General features: G+C 71.0%; 15 protein-coding genes and 1 pseudogene. 1 reads left to right on the forward strand and 15 read right to left on the reverse strand.

What is annotated here, in order from left to right:
• Positions 1-8 precede the first annotated feature (8 nt).
• Both U9R90_RS28390 and proB read right to left on the reverse strand, forming a co-directional pair.
• A complete protein-coding gene (locus U9R90_RS28390; protein ID WP_411059530.1) occupies positions 9-488 on the reverse strand; it encodes a hypothetical protein in 480 nt (159 codons plus the stop codon).
• Positions 489-620: 132 nt separating this feature from the next.
• On the reverse strand, positions 621-1,748 hold the full coding sequence (gene proB, locus U9R90_RS28395; RefSeq protein WP_411059531.1) for a glutamate 5-kinase: 1,128 nt from the start codon (positions 1,746-1,748) through the stop codon (positions 621-623).
• A 301-nt stretch (positions 1,749-2,049) separates the two neighbouring features.
• Between proB and U9R90_RS28400 the strand changes: the two genes are divergently transcribed.
• A complete protein-coding gene (locus U9R90_RS28400; RefSeq protein ID WP_411059532.1) occupies positions 2,050-4,161 on the forward strand; it encodes a hypothetical protein in 2,112 nt (703 codons plus the stop codon).
• Between the two features lie 176 nt (positions 4,162-4,337).
• On the opposite strand, the gene obgE is transcribed toward U9R90_RS28400, so the two are convergent.
• From obgE to mreC, 13 genes and pseudogenes are all read right to left on the reverse strand, one after another.
• On the reverse strand, positions 4,338-5,774 hold the full coding sequence (obgE, locus tag U9R90_RS28405) for a GTPase ObgE (RefSeq protein ID WP_411059533.1): 1,437 nt from the start codon (positions 5,772-5,774) through the stop codon (positions 4,338-4,340).
• 117 nt (positions 5,775-5,891) lie between these two features.
• Complete coding sequence (gene rpmA, locus U9R90_RS28410; RefSeq protein WP_411059534.1) at positions 5,892-6,149, reverse strand: 50S ribosomal protein L27; 258 nt, start codon at positions 6,147-6,149, stop codon at positions 5,892-5,894.
• A 14-nt stretch (positions 6,150-6,163) separates the two neighbouring features.
• Complete coding sequence (rplU, locus tag U9R90_RS28415) at positions 6,164-6,484, reverse strand: 50S ribosomal protein L21 (RefSeq protein ID WP_128555456.1); 321 nt, start codon at positions 6,482-6,484, stop codon at positions 6,164-6,166.
• Positions 6,485-6,752: 268 nt separating this feature from the next.
• Positions 6,753-11,213: an Rne/Rng family ribonuclease gene (locus U9R90_RS28420; protein WP_411059535.1), complete on the reverse strand. Its 4,461-nt coding sequence runs from the start codon at positions 11,211-11,213 to the stop codon at positions 6,753-6,755.
• A gap of 228 nt (positions 11,214-11,441) precedes the next feature.
• Positions 11,442-12,209, reverse strand: coding sequence for a TIGR03936 family radical SAM-associated protein (locus U9R90_RS28425; protein WP_411059536.1), 768 nt, complete (start codon positions 12,207-12,209; stop codon positions 11,442-11,444).
• Between the two features lie 46 nt (positions 12,210-12,255).
• Positions 12,256-13,331 (reverse strand): annotated as a pseudogene (locus tag U9R90_RS28430) (hypothetical protein).
• A gap of 21 nt (positions 13,332-13,352) precedes the next feature.
• Positions 13,353-13,889 carry a GNAT family N-acetyltransferase gene (locus U9R90_RS28435; RefSeq protein ID WP_411059537.1) on the reverse strand — a complete coding sequence of 179 codons (537 nt, stop codon included), beginning with the start codon at positions 13,887-13,889 and terminating at the stop codon, positions 13,353-13,355.
• Between the two features lie 44 nt (positions 13,890-13,933).
• Positions 13,934-15,859, reverse strand: a complete 1,926-nt coding sequence (locus U9R90_RS28440) for a TIGR03960 family B12-binding radical SAM protein (protein WP_411059538.1) — start codon at positions 15,857-15,859, stop codon at positions 13,934-13,936.
• Positions 15,860-15,897: 38 nt separating this feature from the next.
• Positions 15,898-17,478 carry a CHAD domain-containing protein gene (locus U9R90_RS28445; RefSeq protein WP_411059539.1) on the reverse strand — a complete coding sequence of 527 codons (1,581 nt, stop codon included), beginning with the start codon at positions 17,476-17,478 and terminating at the stop codon, positions 15,898-15,900.
• Between the two features lie 53 nt (positions 17,479-17,531).
• Positions 17,532-18,725 (reverse strand): rod shape-determining protein RodA, encoded by a 1,194-nt coding sequence (gene rodA / locus U9R90_RS28450; protein WP_411059540.1) that lies wholly within the window; start codon positions 18,723-18,725, stop codon positions 17,532-17,534.
• A complete protein-coding gene (mrdA, locus tag U9R90_RS28455) occupies positions 18,725-20,962 on the reverse strand; it encodes a penicillin-binding protein 2 (RefSeq protein WP_411059541.1) in 2,238 nt (745 codons plus the stop codon). Before mrdA ends, rodA begins: the two co-directional genes overlap by 1 nt.
• 51 nt (positions 20,963-21,013) lie before the next feature.
• The gene (mreD, locus tag U9R90_RS28460; RefSeq protein ID WP_411059542.1) at positions 21,014-21,685 is read right to left on the reverse strand and encodes a rod shape-determining protein MreD; all 672 of its coding nucleotides are present in this window, start codon (positions 21,683-21,685) and stop codon (positions 21,014-21,016) included.
• Between the two features lie 6 nt (positions 21,686-21,691).
• Positions 21,692-22,633, reverse strand: coding sequence for a rod shape-determining protein MreC (mreC, locus tag U9R90_RS28465; protein WP_411059543.1), 942 nt, complete (start codon positions 22,631-22,633; stop codon positions 21,692-21,694).
• Positions 22,634-22,797 lie beyond the last annotated feature (164 nt).

Below are 22,797 nucleotides of genomic sequence, written 5' to 3' on the forward strand. Positions count from 1 at the left end.
CGCCCGGCTCAGAACGGGTGTACGCCGACGGGGGCGGCCGGCGGCGGCCCATAGCCCTCCGCGACGCGCTGGTGGTACGTGTCGCGGTCGATGACCTCCAGGCCCACGATCTCCCACGGCGGCAGCTGCGCGCTCTGCCGGTGCTCGCCCCACAGCCGCAGCGCGACCGCCGCGGCGTCGTGCAGGTCCCTGGCCTCTTCCCAGTAGCGGATCTCCGCGTGGTCGTCGGCGTACCGGCTGGTCAGCAGAAACGGGTGGTCGTGGGCGAGCTGTTCCAGGCCGCGCCGGATCTCCGGCAACGGCGCCGGTGGCCCCGAGACGCTCAGCGTGACGTGCCAGAGCCGGGGCTGGCGCTCACCATTGGCTTTGCTCTCGTCGCTGGGCCCTTCGTCCATGTCTCCGTCCGCGTAGCCCGCTCCCGCCGCGACGCTCGTCAGTGCCCGCTCAGCGGAGCCTCGCCCCGCCGTCCCGGGGCGCACTCGTCTCACCAGCGGCCTCCTGATCTGCGTACGTGATGCCGAACTCCCCGCTTCAAAGTTGACCAGCTAGGGCCGGTCCGCGTGACCGTTTTCCGGAAGGTCCCTCACTTAGGGCACCCGAAGCGCGCTTTTTCGGCCTGCCTACGCGGGTAGGAGCACCAGATCGTCCCGGTGTACGACCTCGCGTTCGTACGCGGGGCCCAGCTCCGCGGCCAGTTCCCGGGTCGAGCGCCCGATCAGCTGGGGGATCTCCTTGGCGTCGAAGTTGACGAGCCCGCGCGCCACCGCGCGCCCCGTCGCGTCGCGCAGCTCCACCGGGTCACCCGCGGCGAACTCGCCCTCGACGGCCTGGATGCCCGCGGGCAGCAGCGAGGTGCGCCGCTGGACCACCGCGCGCACCGCCCCGTCGTCGAGGGTGAGGGCACCCTGCGGCGTCGAGGCGTGCTGCAGCCAGAGCAGCCGGTCGGCGGAGCGCCGCCCGGTCTGGTGGAAGTGGGTGCCGGTGGGCCGCCCGGCGAGTGCGTCGGCGGCGTGCACGGCCGAGGTGAGCACCACCGGGATGCCCGCGGCCGCGGCGATCGAGGCGGCCTCGACCTTGGTGGCCATGCCGCCGGTGCCGACGCCCGCCTTGCCCGCGCTGCCGATCTTGACGTGCGCTATGTCGGCGGGCCCGCGCACCTCCTCGATCCGCGAGGTGCCGGGCTTGGCCGGGTCGCCGTCGTAGAGCCCGTCCACGTCCGAGAGCAGGATCAGCAGGTCGGCGCGTACGAGATGGGCGACGAGCGCGGCGAGGCGGTCGTTGTCGCCGAACCTGATCTCGTCCGTCGCCACGGTGTCGTTCTCGTTGACGACCGGCAGCGCGCCCATGGCGAACAGCTGGTCCAGAGTCTGTGAGGCGTTGCGGTGGTGGGCGCGGCGGGCCATGTCGTCGCTGGTCAGCAGCACCTGCCCGACGCGTACGCCGTAGCGCGCGAAGGACGCGGTGTAGCGCGCGACCAGGAGGCCCTGCCCCACGCTCGCCGCGGCCTGCTGCCGGGCCAGGTCCCGGGGCCGGCGGCGCAGCCCGAGCGGCGCGAGACCGGCGGCGATGGCGCCCGACGAGACGAGCACGATCTCCTTCTCGCCGCCGCTGCGCACCTTGGCCAGCACGTCCACCAGGGCGTCGACACGGTCCGCGTCCAGACCCCCCGTCGCGGTGGTCAGCGACGACGAGCCGATCTTGACCACAATCCGACGGGCATCCGTCACACTCTGCCTTGCGCCTGACACTCCACGACCCCACTGGTTCCGGCCTGCTTCTGCCGATCCTTCTGATCCCTGGCAGTGCCCGCAAATCTACGCGAGAGCGGGCGGACGGCGCCGCCGCGTTTCGCTGGCTGGGAAGACTCCACCGCGGACAGCCCTAAGCCTTCCAGGGTTCATCGCATTTATCCCTTTATGGGGTGATTGATCTCACGGCAGATTGCTCCGACGGCACCTGGAGTCATACGGTCAGGGGTCAGACTTCCCCCACTTGTGGGCCCGACCCCCGTCGCCGCGCCCCTCAATCCCTCAGCAGGAGCCCAAGCCCGTGCCCTCTGCCGGACTCGCCCCCCGCCGCGTCGGACAGCTCCTCTCGCTGTCCGCGCTGTTCGCGTTCTTCACGGCCCAACTCGTCGGCGCCCTGATCCCGAACGTGCCACTGCTCGTCGTGGCATCCGCCGGTGGTCTCGCCCTCGAGCTGTTCCTGCAGTACAAGAGCCCCGGACTGATCGCCGTACTCGGCAAGATCCGCTTCGATGTCACGGTCCGCCAGTTGCTGCGCGACGCGCTGATCCTGATCGGCCTGTTCAACAACGACGACATCGGCGCCCCGGTCGAGTCCCCGCTCACCGTGGCACTGCTCGCCTTCTACGGGCTGCACTTCGCCTGCCAGGCGGCCGCGGTACTGGTCCGCCGCACCCGCCAGCTCCCGTTCGTCACCCGGAACATCGACGCGTCCGCGCTGCGGCTGACCGACGCGCCGCCACGCATCCTGGCCCGCCGCACGAGCCACCGGCTGCTGACCTTCGCGGTCCCCGCCACCATCGGCCTGCTGCTCACCGCGGTCACCGCGGACCTGGCCTGGGGCGGCGTCGGCGTCGGCCTGTCGCTCGTGCTGATGGGCGGCGGCGGCCTCTACCTGGCCACCTGGCTGCTGCCGAAGAAGCGCGCGGTGGGCGAGCAGCAGGCACTGCGCTGGCTGGACGCCTGGCTGGCCGACTACCAGCCGACCGTCGCCATGTACTTCTCCGGCGGCACCACCTCCGCGTACCAGGCGAACATGTGGCTGTCCACGCTGTCCGAGCTGGACGGCAAGCCGCTGATCGTGCTGCGTGAGCGCTTCATGGTGCAGAAGATCGCCGCCACCGACGTCCCGGTGGTGTGCATCCCCAGGGTCGCGAACATGTACGCCCTGGAGAACTCCACGCTGCGGATGATGCTGCACCCGGCCAACGCCGCGAAGACCTCGCAGGTGCTGCGCATCCCCTCCGTCAAGCACGCCTTCATCAACCACGGCGAAAGCGACAAGCTCTCCTCCTGCAACCCCTACGCCAAGGCGTACGACGAGGTGTGGGTGGCCGGACCCGCGGCCCGCGACCGCTACCAGCTCGCCGACATCGGCGTCGACGACCACGACGTCGTCGAGGTCGGGCGCCCCCAGCTGTCCCCGATCCGGGCCTACGCGGGCCCGCCCACCGGTGCGTACAAGACCGTCCTGTACGCGCCCACCTGGGAGGGCTGGGACGGCAACCCCGGCAACACCTCGGTGATCCTGGCCGGCGAGAACATCGTCCGGCACCTGCTGGCCGACGACTCGGTACGGCTGCTCTACAAGCCGCACCCGATGACCGGTTCGCAGGACCCGCGCGCCGGGGCGGCCGACGAGCGCATCCGCGCGATGATCCGCGAGGCCAACACCCTGCGCTCGGGCGCCCGTCCGGGCCCCGAGGCCGCCCAGGAGCTCGCCCGGCGCAGCGCCGAGCTCGACCGGCTCACCAGCACGGCCTTCCGGCGCAGCGCCGACGAGATGGAGCGGATGCGGCTGCAGGGCGCCCCGGACAGCGACCGCGAGGCGGCCGTGGCCGAGGCGACGGCGGCCTGGGAGGCCGCCTACTGGGCGTCGTTCCCCGAGTGGGAGCACCAGATCGTCGTCGGCGCCCGCCCGGCGATCTTCACCTGCTTCAACCAGGCCGACCTGCTGATCAGCGATGTCTCCAGCGTCGTGTCCGACTGGCTGTACAGCGAGAAGCCGTACGCCGTCGCCAACACCGCCGGGATGAGCGAGGCGGAGTTCCGCAACGGCTTCCCGACGGTGTCCGCGGCCACCATCCTCACCCCGGCCGCGGACGGCGTACCGGCGCTCCTTGAGGCCGTCGCCAACCCGGAGCTCGATCCCTTCGCCGAGGCGCGCGCCGCGCTCAAGGAGCACCTCCTGGGCCCCTCGGACCCGCCGTCCATCGACCGCTTCAACGACGCGGTCCGCGCCCTGTGCACCAAGGCCGACGAGCGCCGGGTACGGATGGACGCGCGGCTCGCCACGGAGATCCCGGGCCAGCGCGAAGAGGCCTCCCGCGAAGAGGCCTCCGACGACAGCGAGCCCGAGTCGGGCGAGGCGAACGACATGTCCGACGCGAACGACACCGAAGAGGTCAACGCGTAGGACCACACCCTACGTTCGTACGCGGAAGGGCCCCCGGAACAACTCCGGGGGCCCTTCCGCGTGTTCGCCCAGGCTTCACGTCGGCGGCCACAGGCTGCCGCCGCTCCTCGTCCAACTCGTCCGACACGACGGCGCCCCGGAACTGGCTCAGGTCCGGGGCGCTGCTGTCACACCTGTCAGAACGGCTTGAACTCGTCGTACGCCTGCTGGGCCTCGTCCCGCTCGGCCTGCTTCTCCCTGCGGCGGGTGGTCGCCGGGCGCGGGGCGTCCAGGCGGTGGTCCTCGCCGCGACGGCCGAGCATCTCGGCGCCGGCCAGCACGGTCGGCTCCCAGTCGAAGACGACCGCGTTGTCCTCGGGGCCGATCGCCACGCCGTCGCCCGAGCGGGCTCCGGCCTTCATCAGCGCATCCTCGACACCGAGGCGGTTGAGCCGGTCGGCGAGATAGCCGACGGCCTCGTCGTTGCTGAAGTCGGTCTGGCGCACCCAGCGCTCCGGCTTCTCGCCGCGTACCCGGAAGACGCCGTCCGCCTCGGCGGTGACCGTGAAGCCGGAGTCGTCCACGGCCTTCGGGCGGATGACGATCCGGGTCGCCTCCTCCTTGGGCTTGGCGGCACGGGCCGCGGCGATCACCTCGGCGAGGGCGAAGGACAGCTCCTTCAGGCCGATGTGCGCCACCGCGGACACCTCGAAGACGCGGTAGCCACGGGCCTCCAGGTCCGGCCGGACCATCTCGGCGAGGTCCTTGCCGTCCGGTACGTCGATCTTGTTGAGGACGACGATACGGGGACGGTCGTCGAGGCCGCCGTACTGCGCCAGCTCGGCCTCGATCATGTCGAGGTCGGAGAGCGGGTCGCGCTCGGTCTCCAGGGTCGCGGTGTCCAGTACGTGCACCAGGACACTGCAGCGCTCGACATGGCGCAGGAACTCCAGGCCCAGGCCCTTGCCCTGGCTGGCGCCCGGGATCAGACCCGGTACGTCGGCGATGGTGTACACGGTCGAACCGGCCGTCACCACACCGAGGTTGGGGACCAGGGTGGTGAACGGGTAGTCAGCGATCTTCGGCTTGGCGGCGCTCATGACCGAGATCAGCGACGACTTGCCGGCGCTCGGGTAACCGACGAGGGCCACGTCGGCGACCGTCTTCAGCTCCAGGACGATCTCGCCGGCCTGCCCGGGCACACCGAGCAGCGCGAAGCCGGGCGCCTTGCGGCGGGCCGAGGCCAGCGCGGCGTTGCCGAGACCGCCGCGGCCGCCCTGCGCGGCGACGTACGAAGTGCCCTGGCCGACCAGGTCGGCCAGCACATTGCCCTGCTTGTCCAGGACGACGGTGCCGTCCGGGACGGTCAGCACCAGGTCCTGGCCGTCCTTGCCGGAGCGGTGGGCGCCCGCGCCCGGCTGGCCGTTGGTGGCCTTGCGGTAGGGGCTGTGGTGATAGTCGAGGAGCGTGGTCACCGACTGGTCGACCACCAGGGTGACATCGCCGCCACGGCCGCCGTTTCCGCCGTCCGGGCCGCCGAGCGGCTTGAACTTCTCCCGGTGAACGGAGGCACAGCCGTGACCTCCGCTACCCGCGGCGATATGCAGCTCGACGCGGTCCACGAAGCTGGTCATGGGGTGCCTCCAGAATTACGTACGGAATGTCTTACTCGTAACACGCGAAAGGCGGACCCGCTTCCCTCAAGGGGAAGTGAGGTCCGCCTCCGCTGAATTCGCTCTAAGGAACCGAGATTACTCGGCGACCGGAACGATGTTCACGACCTTGCGGCCACGGTGGGTACCGAACTCCACCGCACCGGGGGCCAGCGCGAACAGCGTGTCGTCCTTGCCACGGCCGACCTCGTTGCCCGGGTGGAAGTGGGTGCCACGCTGGCGGACGATGATCTCACCGGCGTTGACGAGCTGACCGCCGAAGCGCTTCACGCCGAGCCGCTGAGCATTGGAGTCGCGACCGTTCCGAGTGGACGATGCGCCCTTCTTGTGTGCCATGTCTCCTCAGTCCCTTACTTCGCAGCCGTGGGGATCTCAGTGACCTTGATCGCCGTGTACTGCTGGCGGTGGCCCTGACGACGGCGGTAGCCGGTCTTGTTCTTGTAGCGAAGGATGTCGATCTTCGCGCCCTTGTGGTGGTCCACGATCTCAGCCTGGACCTTGATGCCGGCCAGCACCCACGGGTCGCTGGTCACGGACTCGCCGTCAACAACGAGCAGGGTAGAGAGCTCTACCGTGTCGCCAACCTGGGCGGTGGAAATCTTGTCAACCTCAACGATGTCGCCGACAGCAACCTTGTGCTGGCGACCACCGCTGCGCACGATGGCGTACACGCGGGTCTCTCTTTCGCTCGGAACGGAACCTCTGATGCCAGCCGCTCACACGGGCCCCAAGGGGCACCGATGATCCGGATTGGACGAGCGGCCTCTCCCGCGCGAACACGGGAGGGAGATGCTCAGAGGGTTGGCGTACTAACAGACGCCGACGGTCAAGATTACGGGTCCTGGCCCGAAAGGGTCAAACCAGCCCCTCGGCCGGGCCCCAGGACCGTCCTCCGGCGCCGGTCAGTGGACCGGGGCCGGAGGACGGGAAGACCGGCTGTCAGGCCTCGTCGGCCGGTGCGGAGACGGAGGGCAGCGTCTGCTGCTCCGCCGCCGCGGTCTTCTTGGCCGCCGTCTTCTTGGTGGCGGCCTTCTTGGCCGTCGTCTTCTTCGCCGCGGTCTTGGCCGCGGTCTTCTTGGCCGTCGCCGTCTTCTTGGTGGCGGCCTTCTTGGCGGTGGCCTTCTTCGCCGACTTGCGCGCGGCCTTCTTGGCCGGGGCGGCCTCGTCGGTCGCGGCTTCCTCGGTCGCGGCTTCCTCGGTCGCGGCTTCCTCGGTCACGGCTTCCTCGGTCACGGGAGCCTCGGCCGTCGCGGGAGCCTCGGCGGTGTCACTCGACACCGAGGGGACCACCACCACGGCAGCTTCCTCCGACGCGGTCGGCGCGGCGGCCTTGCGGACGGCGCGCCTGCGCGGCCGCGGCGGGGCCGCGTCCTGGCTGACCTCGGCGACGGGCTCGGCCACGGGCTCCGCGACCGGCTCGGCGGCCTCGGGCACGGCAGGGGTCTCGACCGGAGTCTCGACCGGCGCCTCGATGACGGTCACCGGCTCGGCGGACGCCTTGGGCGACCCGGCGGGCGCGGACGCCTTACGGGCGACCCGACGGCGGCCACGACCCTTGGGAGCCGCTTCCTCGGCAGCCTCGGGGGCCTCAGCGACCTCGGGGGCCTCCGGGGCCTGAGGTGCCTCGACCGCGCTCTCAGCCACCACAGCGGCCTGCTCCGGAGCCTCGACCACGGCCACCGGCTCAGCGGCCGCCTTCGGCGCACCAGCAGGCGCGGACGCCTTACGGGACCGGCGACGGGTGGCGCGCGGCGCCGCCTCCTCGACAGCGCTCTCGGCAGGCTCCGCGACCGGGGCCTCAACCGGGGTCTCGACCGGAGCCTCGGCCTTCGGCGCCTCAGCGGGGACATACGGCTCAGCCGACGCCTTCGCGGGACCGGCCGGAGCCGTCGCCTTGCGGCTGGCCCGGCGCCGGGAGCGGCCACGGCCCGCCGCGGCCTCCGCCTCGGCCGGGCTGCTGTACAGCTCCTCGTCCGGAACGAACTCGGGCTCCGGCAGCTTCGCGGGCGCCGCGGCCTCGGCCGCCACCTCCGCCTCGGTCTCCGCCTGCGCGGGGGCCGCTTCCAGCTGCTCGGGCGCCTGCTCGCCGCCGCGACCGCGCTTCTTGGAGCGCTTGCCGCCACCGCCGCCACCGGCCGTGGTCGGCTGCTCCATGTGCACGATGACGCCGCGGCCGTTGCAGTGCACGCAGGACTCGGAGAAGGACTCGAGCAGCCCCTGGCCGACCCGCTTACGCGTCATCTGGACCAGGCCGAGCGAGGTGACCTCGGCGACCTGGTGCTTGGTACGGTCCCGGCCCAGGCACTCGAGCAGGCGACGCATCACCAGGTCACGGTTGGACTCCAGGACCATGTCGATGAAGTCGATGACGACGATGCCGCCCAGGTCGCGCAGCCGCAGCTGGCGCACGATCTCCTCGGCCGCCTCCAGGTTGTTCCTGGTGACGGTCTCCTCGAGGTTGCCGCCCTGACCGGTGAACTTGCCGGTGTTGACGTCGACCACGATCATCGCCTCGGTCTTGTCGATCACCAGCGAGCCGCCGCTGGGCAGCCAGACCTTGCGGTCCAGCGCCTTCATCAGCTGTTCGTCGATGCGGTACGTCGCGAAGACGTCGACCTCGCTGGTCCACTTGGACAGCCGGTCCACCAGGTCGGGCGCGACATGGTCGACGTAGCCGTGGATGGTGTCCCAGGCCTCGGCGCCGCTGACGATGACCTTGGAGAAGTCCTCGTTGAAGATGTCGCGGACCACCCGGACGGTCATGTCCGGCTCGCCGTAGAGCAGGCTCGGCGAGCTCGTGGAGGCCTGCTTCGACTTCTTCTGGATGTCCTCCCACTGCGCCTGCAGCCGCTCGACGTCACGGCGCAGCTCGTCCTCGCTCGCGCCCTCGGCGGCGGTGCGCACGATGACGCCCGCGTCCTCGGGGACGATCTTCTTGAGGATGGTCTTCAGCCGGGCCCGCTCGGTGTCCGGGAGCTTGCGGCTGATGCCGGTCATCGAGCCCTCGGGCACGTACACGAGGTAGCGGCCGGGGAGGGATACCTGGCTGGTCAGCCGGGCGCCCTTGTGGCCGATCGGATCCTTGGTGACCTGCACGAGCACGGACTGGCCGGACTTGAGCGCGGACTCGATACGGCGCGGCCCGTTGGCCATGCCGAGCGCCTCGAAGTTGACCTCGCCCGCGTACAGGACGGCGTTGCGGCCCTTGCCGATGTCGATGAAGGCGGCCTCCATCGACGGCAGGACGTTCTGCACCTTGCCCAGGTAGACGTTGCCGACGTACGACGTCGCCTGCTCCTTGTTGACGTAGTGCTCGACGAGCACGTTGTCCTCAAGGACGCCGATCTGGGTGCGCTCGCCGCTCTGCCGGACGACCATCACGCGCTCGACGGCCTCGCGGCGGGCGAGGAACTCGGCCTCGGTGATGATCGGCACCCGGCGGCGGCCCTGCTCGCGGCCCTCGCGGCGGCGCTGCTTCTTGGCCTCCAGGCGGGTCGAGCCCTTGATGGACTGCACCTCGTCGGAGGGCGCCTCCCGGTGGTCTTCCTTCTTGCGCGGCTCACGGACCTTGACGACCGTGCGCTCCGGGTCGCCGTCGCCCGGCTGCGCGTCGGAGGCCGAGTCGCCCGCGCGACGGCGGCGGCGACGGCGGCGCCGGCTGCTGCTGGAACCGCCGGCCTCCCCGCGCTCGGCGCGCTCGTCCTCGGCGTCCTCCTCAGCCTGCTCGGCGGTGTCCTCGGCGTCCTGCTCGGCCTGCTCGGCGGCCACCTGCTCGGCGTCCTCGGCGGCGTCGCTCTCGGCGGACTCGCCACGACGGCGGCGACGGCCACCACGGCGACGGCGACGGCCCTGCCGCTCGCCCTGCGCCTCGGCGTCCTCGGCTTCGGCGGCCTCTTCGGCCTCCTCATCGGACTCGGCGGACTCAGCGGACTCCTGCGGCGCCTCGGCCACGGGAGCGGCGGCCACCGGCTCGGCGGCCTGCTCGCCGCGACGGCGGCGGCGACGGCTGCGGCCCACGGGCTCCTCCGGCGCGACCTCCTCGGGCGCGGCTTCCTCGTCCTCGTCCTCGGGCTCGACGGACTCCGCGGCAGCGGCGGCCGCGGCGCTCTCCGGCGTCTGGAACATCGGCTCGGTGAACACCGGCGCCTGGAACATGGCGACAGCCGGGCGCTTGGGGCGGCGGCGCGAACCCGCGGCCTCCTCCTCGGCCTCCGGTTCCGGCGCCGACTCCGGCTCCGGCTCGGCTCCGCCGACGGTCCCGACCGGCGCGGTGAAGATCTCGGCGGCCTTACGGGTCGCACGGCGACGGCCCCGGCGCGGTCCCGCGTCAGCCGCGGGCTCCTCGGCGGGGGCCTCGGGCTGCGCGGCCTCGGGCTCGGCTTCGGTTTCGGGCTGCGCGGGGGCTCCGGCGGGGGCGGTCACCTTACGGGTCGCACGACGACGCGTACGGCCACGCGGCGCGGCCTCATCGGCGGCAGCCTCCGGGGACTCGTCCCGCGCGGCACCGGCGACGGCCGACTCGTTCTCAGCGGCGGCCACGGCAGGCTCCTCGGTCTCGGACTGCGCGGGCGCCCCGGCGGGGGCGGTCACCTTACGGGTCGCACGACGACGCGTACGCCCACGCGGCGCGGCCTCGTCGGCGGGAGTCTCGGCGGCAGGCACCTCGACCGCTTCCGCGGCACTGTCGGCCGCGTCGTTTCCAGCGGCGGCCACAGCGGGCTCCTCGGTCTGGGTCTCGGTCTGCGCGGGCGCCCCTGCGGGGGCGGTGACCTTACGGGTCGCACGACGACGCGTACGCCCACGGGGCGCGGCCTCGTCGGCGGGGGCTTCGGGGGCCGTGGCCTCAGCGGCGGGCGCGTCGGCGGCGGCCGGGGCGTCCTCGACCACGGGCTCGACCTGTCCGGGGGCACCGGCCGGGGCGGTCACCTTGCGGGTGGCGCGGCGGCGGGTGCGGCGCGGGGCCGCGTCGTCGGCGGTCTCGGCGGCAGCAGCCGTGTCGGCGTCGCTCTCCCCGGCGGCCTCGGGCTTGACGGCGGCGGGTGCTTCGGCTGCCGCGTCGGCGGCCTTCGGCGCACCGGCGGGCGCGGCCGCACGGCGCGTCGCACGACGGCGGGGTCGCGGCGCGGCCTCTTCGGCGGCAGGCGTGTCAGCGACGACGGCAGCTGCCACGTCGCCCACTACTTCCGCCACTTCTTCTACTTCTTCAACTGGGTCATCCGCGAGCGCGGAGGCGCTGGTGGGCGGTATGGCCGCGGCACCGGTGTCCGCGGCGGCCCCCACGGGCGGACCCGCGGGGCGGGACGCGGCTCGGCGGCGGCGTCGAGGCGGCAGTTTGTCGCCTGGGGTGGTGCGGTGACCCTCTGCTTCCCCGGTCACACCGGGGTCGTTCGGCTCGAGCATGCGGGCGGTTCTCCCGTCAGGCTCCCGGGCGCCGCGCCTGTCCGGTGACGTCCGCGGCCGGCGCGCGATGCGCGGGGCCGCCGTCCGGGGGCGCGGGCGCCGCACGGGAGCTCTCTGTGTCTTGTCTCGCCGGTTCCGTACGCGATGTACGCACGGCCTGGCGAAAGTCTCCTGGTCAGTGCGACCGTCCCTACGCGGAACCTTCCGGCACCTGCGCTGCCGCGGCGGTCAGTCCGCCGACCCCTGATGAGCGATGGGGGCGGCCGTGACTGCCTCGCGGTCGGGCGCGAGCGGGTCGGTCACCGTGCCGGTCTCTTCATCGAATAGCCCCTGCGCCAGCCTGGTCACCGCTGCGGGGACCGGCGGCGCCAGGTCGGCCACAGCTCGGAGACCGGACAGGACGTCGTCGGGTCGTACGGCAGGCGTCACGTGCCGAACAACCAGCCGCAGTATCGCACAGGGCCGGTCCCCCGGCCTATCAGCCTGTGGACGGAGTGCCTCGGGGGCGTGGGCCTCAAGGGTCGCCACCGCGGCACGCGCGTCGAAGGACCGCATGCCGTTCTTGGTGCGCCGCTCGACCTCTACGGTCTCGGCCGCGAGGAAGGCCGCGACGGCCTTCTCGGCATCCTCCGGGGCGACCCCGTCGAGCCTGAGCTCCCATACCGAGGCCTGCAGCCGGTCGGCGAGGCCCGAGGTACGGGCCTCGACGGAGTCGGTGACGTCCAGGCCGTCCGGCAGAGACTCGTTGAGCAGCTCCCGCAGCTGTGCGGGATCCCGCTGCGCGGTGAGAGCGATCTCCAGGTACTCGGCCTCGCTGCCGGTGCCGGTGGGTGCGGCATTGGCGTACGACACCTTGGGGTGCGGGGTGAAGCCCGCGGAGTACGCCATGGGGACCTCGGCGCGGCGCAGCGCCCGCTCAAAGGCGCGCTGGAAGTCGCGGTGGCTGGTGAACCGGAGGCGGCCGCGCTTGGTGTAGCGCAGGCGAATGCGCTGCACCGCGGGTGCGGGCGGCGGGCCTTCGGGCTGTCGCTTGCCCAGTGTCTTAGTCCTTCGTGAGCTTCGTCAGTGCTGTCGTACTGCTACCTAGAGTACGTGTATCGGCCAGGGCCGGTTCCCTTCGGGCCTCCGCCAGCCGCACCGGCTCCCGCTCGTCGTGCGCTGCCCCGAACAGCATCCGCCGGATGTCGGCCCTGGTCTGCCGCGCGCTCTCGCGGGCGGCGGTGATCGCCTGCCGCGCGGCGCGGCCCGCGTCCTGGCCGACCTGGCGCGCGAAGCGGCCCGCGTCCCTGGCGGCCTGCGCCAGGGGGCGCCAGACGGTGTCGCGTACCGCATGCCCCGCCGGGGTGAGCACGGCGGCGTACACCCACCGCGCCGGGTTCACGAAGAGCCACCGCAGCAGCCTTCCCAGCGCGCGCCCGACCGCGCGGGACACATGCCCGGCGATCCGCCACGCGTGCCCGAAGGCCTCCCCGACCTCCCGGGCCACGACCGCGATCCCCCGCCCGACGGGCACCAGCACCCACCGCCAGACGCACACGACGGGAAGCGTCACCGCCACCCCGAGCCATACGAGCCCGGTCCTGGCCCCGCGGCCCAGCCACCCGAGCCACGCGCCGATCACCCCGGCCAGCCACCCGAGCCCGGCCCCGGCCCCACGCGCCAGCCACGCCAGCCTGTGCCCGACAGGCGTCAACACCTTCCCGTACAACCACCCGGCAGGCACCACAACGAGATACCGAGCCAGCCACACCCCAACCGCACCGACCCCCCGCGCACCGGCCCAGGCCCCGCGGCCCAGCCACGCCAGCCCGGCACCGACGCCACGCACCGCCCAGGCGATCCCGTGCCCAACGGGTGTNCCCGGCCCAGCCACGCCAGCCCGCGCCCGACCCCCGTCACCGGCCCCACGACCAGCGTCCGCCAGCACCAGCCCGTAGCCCGCCCGAGCGGCCGCAACACCGTCCGCCGCAGCAGGAGACCACCGGCGACCAACAGGTCCCAGGCCATCCGGACCGGAACAACCAGCACCAGGACCACGATCCGCACCGGAATGCGGATGACAGTCGTCAGACACCCCCCACCCGCAGGCGGCTGACCAGGGCGCTTCTCAAGTTCCATAACCCACAAGACGCTTCAGCCTCACGAAAGGATGCGCCCCGTCCCCACCCAGTACCGCAACTTCCCACCGCGCTCGTCTTCCAGCACCCCACCGTTTGCCTCGATCGCCCTGCGGGAGCCGGTGTTGGTGGCGTCACAGGTGACCAGAACCCGTTCGAGCCCGAGGCCGCGGGCATACGGCAGGATGGCGCGCAGCATCGCGGTGGCGTGGCCCCGGCGACGGGCCGACGGCCGCACGCCGTATCCGATGTGACCACCGAAGTCGTGCAGTTGCGGGGTGAGTCGGTGGCGGAGCTGTATCCGCCCGAGGAAGGTGTCACCGTCGACGTACCAGTACCAGGTGGCGGGTACGAAGCCCGCGGGCCGACGGCCCTCTTCGAGCTCCTCCTCGCGAACCGCGGCGACATACCGCGCAAAGCCCTCCGGCTCCTGCCAGCTGGCGCCGTGCTCGGCGAGCTCCCGAGCCAGCGTGTCACCGGAGTCTTCGGCGGCGAACTCCTTCATCGCCTCAAGGAAGGAGACGCGGAGTCGGACATCGGGCGCTACGAGCCGGGGCATCGCGCCATTGTGCGGGAGTACCCCGTACTCCCGCACCACGTACGCTACTTGACCACCGTCAGCGGCAGGAGCTTCTTGCCCGTCGGGCCGATCTGGATATCGAGGTCGAGCTGAGGACACACCCCACAGTCGAAGCACGGCGTCCAGCGGCAGTCCTCGACCTCGGTCTCGTCGAGTGCGTCCTGCCAGTCCTCCCAGAGCCAGTCCTTGTCCAGGCCGGAGTCCAGGTGGTCCCAGGGGAGGACTTCCTCGTACGAGCGCTCGCGGGTGGTGTACCAGTCGACGTCCACGCCGAACTGCGGCAGCGTCTTCTCGGCACACTCGATCCAGCGGTCGTAGCTGAAGTGCTCGCGCCAGCCGTCGAAGCGGCCGCCGTCCTCGTACACGGCGCGGATGACCGAGGCGACGCGGCGGTCGCCGCGGGAGAGGAGGCCCTCGATGATGCCGGGCTTGCCGTCGTGGTAGCGGAAGCCGATGGAGCGGCCGTACTTCTTGTCGCCGCGGATCTTGTCGCGGAGCTTGGCCAGACGGGCGTCGGTCTCCTCGGAGGAGAGCTGCGGGGCCCACTGGAAGGGGGTGTGCGGCTTGGGGACGAAGCCGCCGATCGAGACCGTGCAGCGGATGTCGTTCTTGCCGGAGACCTCGCGGCCCTTCTGGATGACCTTGGTCGCCATGTCGGCGATCTGCAGGACGTCGTCGTCGGTCTCGGTGGGCAGGCCGCACATGAAGTACAGCTTCACCTGGCGCCAGCCGTTGCCGTACGCGGTCGACACGGTCCGGATCAGGTCCTCTTCGGAGACCATCTTGTTGATGACCTTGCGCATCCGCTCGGAGCCGCCCTCGGGAGCGAAGGTCAGTCCGGAGCGGCGGCCGTTGCGGGTCAGTTCGTTGGCGAGGTCGACGTTGAAGGCGTCCACGCGGGTGGAGGGCAGCGAGAGGCCGATCTTGTCGTCCTCGTAGCGGTCCGCCAGGCCCTTGGCGACGTCGGCGATCTCGGAGTGGTCCGCCGAGGAGAGGGAGAGCAGGCCCACCTCTTCGAAGCCGGTCGCCTTCAGGCCCTTGTCGACCATGTCGCCGATGCCGGTGATCGAACGCTCGCGCACCGGACGCGTGATCATGCCCGCCTGGCAGAAGCGGCAGCCGCGCGTGCAGCCTCGGAAGATCTCCACCGACATGCGCTCGTGCACGGTCTCCGCGAGCGGGACCAGCGGCTGCTTGGGGTAGGGCCACTCGTCGAGGTCCATGACGGTGTGCTTGGAGACCCGCCACGGGACGCCGGACTTGTTGGGTACGACGCGGCCGATGCGGCCGTCGGGGAGGTACTCGACGTCGTAGAAGCCGGGGACGTACACGCCGCCCGTCTTGGCGAGGCGGAAGAGGACCTCCTCGCGGCCGCCGGGGCGGCCCTCGGCCTTCCAGGCGCGGATGATCTCGGTGATCTCCAGCACGGCCTGCTCGCCGTCGCCGATCACCGCGCAGTCGATGAAGTCCGCGATCGTCTCGGGGTTGAAGGCGGCGTGGCCTCCGGCGAGCACGATCGGGTCGTCCAGGCCGCGGTCCTTGGCCTCCAGCGGGATGCCCGCGAGGTCCAGGGCGGTGAGCATGTTGGTGTAGCCGAGCTCGGTGGAGAAGGAGAGCCCGAAGACGTCGAAGGCCTTGACCGGACGGTGGCTGTCCACCGTGAACTGCGGCACCTGGTGCTCGCGCATCAGTTCTTCGAGGTCGGGCCAGACGCTGTAGGTGCGCTCGGCGAGCACGCCCTCGCGCTCGTTGAGGACCTCGTACAGGATCATGACGCCCTGGTTGGGCAGTCCGACCTCGTACGCGTCCGGGTACATGAGCGCCCAGCGGACGTCGCAGCTCTCCCACGGCTTGACGGTGGAGTTGAGCTCTCCGCCCACGTACTGGATGGGCTTCTGCACATGCGGGAGCAGAGCCTCGAGCTGAGGAAAGACGGACTCGACAGGCATCGCGAACCTTCATGAGCTGGCAGGGGTGACCCTCAAGACTAACGCGATTTGCGAACCCTCCGGCCCGCTCGAAGATCGTCTGCGTACTCGGGGTGCCGGCCGGGGCTTTTGGCCGGGAGATCGCGTTCGTACGCGGCGGCCTTCTGCTCCTCGCGGCCGTACAGCACTCCGTACGTGAAGGAGCTCTCGCCCGCCGCGTGCGCCTGGGTGGCGAGGTCGCGCAGGGCTCCGCGGACCATGACGCTGTCCTGGTGCTCGCCGAGCAGGTTCTGCAGGTCCTTCATATAGCGCACCAGGTTCTTGGCGGGCTTGCCCAGCGCGGGGACCGCCGCCTCGGCCGCGTACCGGGTGCGCTTGGCCTTCTTGCGGGCCTCGTGCATCGCGCGGTCGCGGTCTTCGGTGGCAGGCGGGGCGTCCAGGGCGTCCTGGACGTGTGTGGAGAGGCGCTTGTAGTCGCGGAGTACGGCCTTGGGGATGGCCTTGGTGGGCGGCTTCGCGGCAGCGGGGAGCAGCGGGGGTGCGTCGAGCAGGGCGTCCAGGGTGTCCAGGAGCGCGAGGTAGCGCTTGCCGTCGAGTACGGCGATCAGGTGGCGGCGTGAGCCGGAGCGGCGGGCGGCCGACCAGGTGCGCAGGCGGCCGCGCACGGGGCCGGTCACCAGGGTTCTGGGCAGTTCGGCCAGGCCCTGCTGGATGCGTTCGGTGAGCACTTCGCGGTCCCGGTCGACGCCGAGCTCGGCGGCCAGCCACTTGAGCTCCACGCCGATGGGGTCGGTGACGGCGCGGTCGATGACCTTGCGGTACGAGCGGAAGGCGCTGCGCATACGGCGGGTCGCGACCCGCATCTGGTGCACGGAGTCGGGCAGGTCGCGGCGGGCGGCGGGGTCGAGTTCGACGATGGCGTCGCGCTGGGTGCGGAGGTAGGCGAGTACGTGGTCTCCGGCGGTCGGGGTCCCGTCGGAGGACTTGGACGCGGTCTTGGACTTGGTCTTGGTCCCGGTCTCGGCTCCTTCCGGCGCCGTGTCCGCCAGTGCTCTGGCCAGCTTCGACGCCGAGCCCGATGGACGCAGGCCCGCCTTGCGGAGTTTCTTCTCGACCTTGTCCAGAAGCGCCGGGTCCCCTTCGTCGGCCAGCTCGACCTCGATCTCGGTCCACTCCGATGTGCCGCCGCCCTCGGTGAGCCGCTCCGCGCGCACCGCGTCCACGCTGACCTCGGCCAGCAGGGCGCCGTCCGCGTCCACGAGGTGGCGTACGTCGCGGGCGGAGGCCAGCCGGACCACGGGGAGCAGCTCCGCGTCCCTCGCTCTGGCCCGTACGAGCCCGGCGAGCGCGCGCGGCACGGTGGCGGAGAGCGGGGCGCGGATCTCGTCCCGTACGCCTTCGGAGACCGGGAGTTTCAGGTGCCAGCCCGCGTCGTCGCCTCCGGTGCGACGGCGCAGGGTGCGGTTCGCCGCGGCGAGTCTGAGGTCGGCCGTGTCGTAGTAGGTCGCGTCGAGTTCGGCGACGCCCTTGTCGATGACGGCCGACACTCCGGCGACCTTGGTCAGATCGGGTAGGCCGGCGCCTTCGGCTACTGCGGAACCCTCGTACTTTCGCTCGATCTCGCGCTTTGTCTCCGCCATGAACCGAATTTAGTCGCGAAACGGCGTGATGGGCAGACCCCCGGGGGGCCGCGCTACGCCGACAGCGGGCGCTGGATCTTTATCGACTGCAGCAGGCCGATGGCGATCCACACCGCGAACATCGCCGTTCCGCCGTACGACACGAAGGGCAGCGGCAGTCCGGAGACCGGCATGATGCCGAGGGCCATCCCGATGTTCTGGAAGGTCTGGAAGGCGAACCAGGCGATGATCCCGGCGGCCACGATGGTGCTGTAGAGCTCGGTCGTGGCGCGGGCGATGCGGCAGGCGCGCCACAGCACCACGCCGAACAGCAGGATGATCAGGCCCGCGCCGAGGAAGCCGAGCTCTTCGCCCGCGACGGTGAAGACGAAGTCGGTCTGCTGTTCCGGGACGAACTGGCCCGTGGTCTGGCTGCCCTGGAAGAGGCCGGTGCCGGTCAGGCCGCCGGAGCCGATGGCGATGCGCGCCTGGTTGGTGTTGTAGCCGACGCCCGAGGGGTCGAGTGCGGGGTTGGCGAAGGCCGCGAAGCGGTTGATCTGGTACTCGTCGAGTACGCCGAGCTGCCAGATGGCGACGGCACCGGCCGCTCCCGCGCCGAGCAGTCCGAGCACCCAGCGGTTGGAGGCTCCCGAGCCGAGCAGGACGCCGAGCACGACCACCGCGAGCACCATGACCGTGCCGAGGTCCGGCATCAGCATGATGACCACGATCGGTACCAGGGCCAGCGCCAGGGCCTGGGCGACGGTGCGGTGGTCGGGGTAGGTGCGGTCGCCCGCGTCGACCCGGGCGGCGAGCAGCATCGCCATCCCCAGGATCACCGTGATCTTGACGAACTCCGACGGCTGGAGCGAGAACCCGCCGATCACCAGCCAGGAGCGGGCGCCGTTGATGGTGGCGCCCAGCGGGGTGAGGACCAGCAGCATCAGGAAGACCGAGAGGCCGTAGAGCACGGGCAGCGCGGTGCGCAGCGCCCGGTGCCCGATCCAGATGGTGCCGATCATCAGGGCGATGCCGATGCCGGTGTTCATGGCGTGCCGGGTGAGGAAGTAGTACGGGTCGCCCTGGTTGAGCTCGGTGCGGTTGCGGGTGGCCGAGTAGACCAGGACCGTGCCGATCAGGGAGAGGGCGAGCGCGGAGACCAGCAGTGGCCAGTCGAGCCTGCGGGTGACGGAGTCGCGGGCCAGCAGTTTGGACCAGGTGCCGCGGTCGGGTCCGTACCCGGATACGGAGAAGGTATTGCCGGTCATCAGGGCTGCCTCCCGACCGCGGGGACGCCTGCGGGGGGTGCTCCGGCGGGGGCGCCGCCGGTTCCCTGGGGTCCGGCCGTGAACACTTCCTCTTCCCCTGCCGGGTCGGCCTCCGCCTCCGCCTCCTTGGCGGGGTCGTACGGCTTGACCTTGGGTGCGTCGATCGAGCCATCCGAGTCGATCTTGGGCAGGCTCTTCCGGGGCGCCGGCAGCAGGGCCTTCTTGAGGTTCTGCTTGCCGTTCTCGTCGACGCCGTACATGGCCTCGTAGATGTTGCGGACGGCCGGTCCGGACGCGCCGGAGCCGGTGCCCGCCTGGGAGATCGTCATGACGACCGTGAAGTCTTCGGTGTAGGTGGCGAGCCAGGAGGTGGTCTGCTTGCCGTAGACCTGGGCGGTGCCGGTCTTGGCGTGCATGGGGATCTTGTCCTGTGGCCAGCCGCCGAAGCGCCAGGAGGCGGTGCCCCGGGTGGCGACGTCGCTCAGGGCCGCGTTCAGCTGCTTGACGGTCTTCTTGTCTATCGGCAGCTTGCCGTGCGACTTGGGCTTGATCTCGTTGACGTCCTTGCCGTCGGGGCTGATGACGGCCTTGCCGACGGTGGGGTCGTACAGGGTGCCGCCGTTGCTGATGGCCGAGTAGATGGTGGCCATCTGGATGGGTGTGACCAGGATGTCGCCCTGGCCGATGGCGTAGTTGATGCTGTCACCGGCGCGCAGCCGGTTGCCTTCGAGGCAGTTCTCGTAGGCGATCCGCTCGGCGTAGTCGCCGCGCTTCTTGCCCTGCTTGCACCAGGCGTCCTTGTTGGCCTCCCAGTAGTCCTTCTTCCACTGGCGGTCCGGGATGCGCCCGCTGACCTCGTTCGGCAGGTCGATGCCGGTCTCCTCGCCGAGTCCGAAGTCGCGTGCGGTCTTGTAGAACCAGTCGTTGGCGTTCTTCTTCGGCTTGTTGCCGCCGTCGCGCTGCCACTCCTTGTGGCCCAGCGCGTAGAAGACGGTGTTGCAGGAGACTTCGAGTGCCTGGCCGAGGTTGATCGGGCCGTGTCCCTTGGACTCGAAGTTGGCGAAGCTCTGGCCGCCGACGCTGTACGAGCTGGAGCAGTTGTAGCGGCCGTCGAAGGGGTAGCCGGCGCGGACGGCGGCGCTCGCGGACACCACCTTGAAGATGGAGCCGGGTGCGGCCTGGCCCTGGATGGCCCGGTTGAGCAGCGGGTAGTTGGCCTTCTTGCCGGTGAGTTTGGCGTAGTCCTTGCCGGAGATCCCGCCGACCCAGGCGTTGGGGTCGTAGTCGGGGTTGGAGGCCATGGCGACCACCCGGCCGGTCTTGGACTCCATGACGACCACGGCGCCCGAGTCCGCCTCGTACTTGCGGCCGGTGATCTTGTCGGTCTCGTTGCGGGCGGCCTTCATCGCCTCGTTGAGCTCGTACTCGGCGACCCGCTGGACCTGTGCGTCGATGCTGGTGACGACGTTGGAGCCGGGCCGGGCGGCGTCGCTCTGGGTCTGGCCCATGACGCGTCCGAGCTTGTCGACCTCGTAGGCGGTCACGCCCGCCTTGCCGCGCAGCTGCTTGTCGTAGGTGCGCTCCAGGCCCGAGCGGCCCACCTGGTCGGAGCGCAGGTAGGGGGACTCGCTGTCCTTGGCCGCCTGGATCTCCTCGTCCGTGACGGGCGAGAGGTAGCCGAGCACCTGGGCGGTGTTGGCGTCGCCGGGTGCGGTGTAGCGGCGTACGGCGGTGGGTTCGGCGGTGATGCCGGGGAAGTCCTCGGCGCGCTCGCGGATCTGCAGGGCCTGCTTGGGTGTCGCCTCGTCGGTGATCGGGATGGGCTGGTACGGGGAGCCGTTCCAGCAGGGCTGCGGGGTCTTGGCGTCGCAGAGGCGGACCTTGTCGGCGACGTCCTTCGGCTTCATGCCGAGGACGTCGGCGAGGCGGGTGAGGACCGCGTCGCCGTCGTCCTTCATCTTCATCAGTTTGGTACGGGACGCGGAGACGACCAGGCGGGTCTGGTTGTCGGCGAGCGGGACGCCGCGGGCGTCCAGGATGGAGCCGCGTACGGCGGGGGTGACGACCCGCTGGACGTGGTTGCCGCTGGCCTCGCTGGCGTACTCGTCGCCGTTGCGGATCTGCAGGTACCAGAGGCGGCCGCCGAGGGTGAGGAGCAGCGACAGGACCAGGATCTGGATCATGATGAGCCGGATCTGGACGCGGGGGGTCCTGCCGGTCTCGGGAATATTCGTCACGTCTGCCCCCTGGTCAGTCGTGGGTGTGGGTCGTCGGCCGGATCGTCGTCGTCACAGCCGCTTGACCCCCTTGATGCGTCCGGCGCGTGCCGCCTTGGTCTTGGCCATCTTGGTGCGCAGGCCGCCGCGCTGGCCGCCGATGCTCAGTCCGGTGCCGGTGGAGAGCCAGCCGGAGGAGACATCGCTGGCCTTGGTGTTGCCGTTCGTCTCGGCGAGCGGGTCGTTCTCGGCCCGTCTGGCCAGCGCCATCACGCCGGGGACGACGAACGGCGCGAGCAGCAGGTCGTAGAGGGCGGCGGTGAACAGCAGGTTGCCCAGGCCCACATGGCTGGCCGCGTCATCGCCGACGAGGGTGCCGACACCCGCGTAGAGCAGCGTGGCGCCGAGCGCGGCGCCGACCACGACGAACAGCGGTCCGGTGGCGGATCGGACCTGGCCCTTCTCCGGCTTCACCAGTCCTGCGAGGTAGCCGATGACGCAGAGCACCAGGGCGTAGCGGCCCGCGGCGTGCTCGGCGGGCGGGGCGAGGTCGGCGAGCAGTCCGGCGCCGAAGCCGATGAGGGCGCCGCTCACATGGCCGTACACCAGGGCGAGGCCGAGGACGGTGAGCAGCAGTAGATCGGGCACGGCGCCGGGCAGGTGCAGCCGGGCGAGGACGGTGACCTGGATGACGAGGGCGACGACGACCAGGGTGGTGGCCAGGAGCATCCGGTTGAAACGCATCAGCTGCTACTCCTGCTCGTATCCGTCGGCGGGCGCCTCTCCCGGCGGGCTGACCGTGACGGTCACGGTCGGGGTCGGCTTCGGCTTGGTCGGCTCCGGCAGGACCTTGTCGCGTGGGTCCTTGCGGGGCGCTTCGACGACGACGCCGACGACGTCCAGCTGGGTGAAGCTCACGTAGGGCTTCACATAGACGGTACGGGTGAGGTCGCCGCCCGAGGGGTCGACGCGGACGACCTCGCCGAGCGGGACGCCGGGCACGAACGGCTTGTCGGCCTGGGAGCCGAAGGTGACCATCCGGTCGCCCTTCTTGACCTTGGCCTTGCCGTTGAGCATCTGTACGGCGAGGTTGCGGTCGCCGCGTCCGGTGGCGAAGCCGAGTTCGTCGTTGCCTTCCATGCGGGTGCCGACGGTGAAGCCGGGGTCGCTGGCGAGCAGGACCGTGGAGGTGGTCGGGCCGACCGTGGTGACCCTGCCGACCAGGCCGTCGCCGTTCAGGACGGTCATATCGCGGGTGATGCCGTCGCCCGCTCCGGCGTCGATGGTGACGGTCCAGGAGAAGCCCTGGGCCGCCCCTATCGCGATGACCTCGGCGCCCTTGATCGCGTACTGGCCCGCGCCCGCCTTCTTGAGCATCTTGTCGAGCTGGCGGACCCGGCTGCGGTTGCGGTCGTCGCTGCCGAGCTTGGCCTTCAGGGCCGCGTTCTCGCGTTCGAGTGCGCTGATACGGCTGTGTCGGTCGCCGGAGTCACGGACGGCAGCTATGGCGTTGCCCACCGGATCGACGGCGCCGGCCACGCTGTTCTGCACGGGTCCGAAGACCGTCGCGGCGGCTCGGCGGGCACCGTCGACCGGAGACTCCTCGCCGCCTCTGATATCCACCGTGATCAGTGCGAACGCGATGGCGATCAGCAGCACCAGGAGCAACCGGCTCTCTCGTGTGTCCCTCACGTGCGGCGGCCGTGCCTTCCTCGTCGGAATGGGTAAGACGGTGTTTCCCGTATGAGGCTCGTGTGCCCGGTATCGGCCGGGTGTTGCCGGTAATCGGGTGAGTGTTACCTGTATGGGATGTGTGGTGCCCTCTATATCAACGATCCGCCGTACGGAAGGGCAGG

Origin of the sequence: Streptomyces sp. E11-3 (assembly GCF_046540415.1) — a bacterium.
Lineage (GTDB): Bacteria > Actinomycetota > Actinomycetes > Streptomycetales > Streptomycetaceae > Streptomyces.

Bases quoted from the DNA above. Each gene is read 5' to 3' on its own strand.
- U9R90_RS28440 (WP_411059538.1), bottom strand. From the start codon at position 15,859: ATGCCTGTCGAGTCCGTCTTTCCTCAGCTCGAGGCTCTGCTCCCGCAT.
- mreD (WP_411059542.1), bottom strand. From the start codon at position 21,685: ATGCGTTTCAACCGGATGCTCCTGGCCACCACCCTGGTCGTCGTCGCC.
- U9R90_RS28435 (WP_411059537.1), bottom strand. From the start codon at position 13,889: ATGCCCCGGCTCGTAGCGCCCGATGTCCGACTCCGCGTCTCCTTCCTT.
- obgE (WP_411059533.1), bottom strand. From the start codon at position 5,774: ATGACCAGCTTCGTGGACCGCGTCGAGCTGCATATCGCCGCGGGTAGC.
- rpmA (WP_411059534.1), bottom strand. From the start codon at position 6,149: ATGGCACACAAGAAGGGCGCATCGTCCACTCGGAACGGTCGCGACTCC.
- U9R90_RS28420 (WP_411059535.1), bottom strand. From the start codon at position 11,213: ATGCTCGAGCCGAACGACCCCGGTGTGACCGGGGAAGCAGAGGGTCAC.
- U9R90_RS28445 (WP_411059539.1), bottom strand. From the start codon at position 17,478: ATGGCGGAGACAAAGCGCGAGATCGAGCGAAAGTACGAGGGTTCCGCA.
- rodA (WP_411059540.1), bottom strand. From the start codon at position 18,725: ATGACCGGCAATACCTTCTCCGTATCCGGGTACGGACCCGACCGCGGC.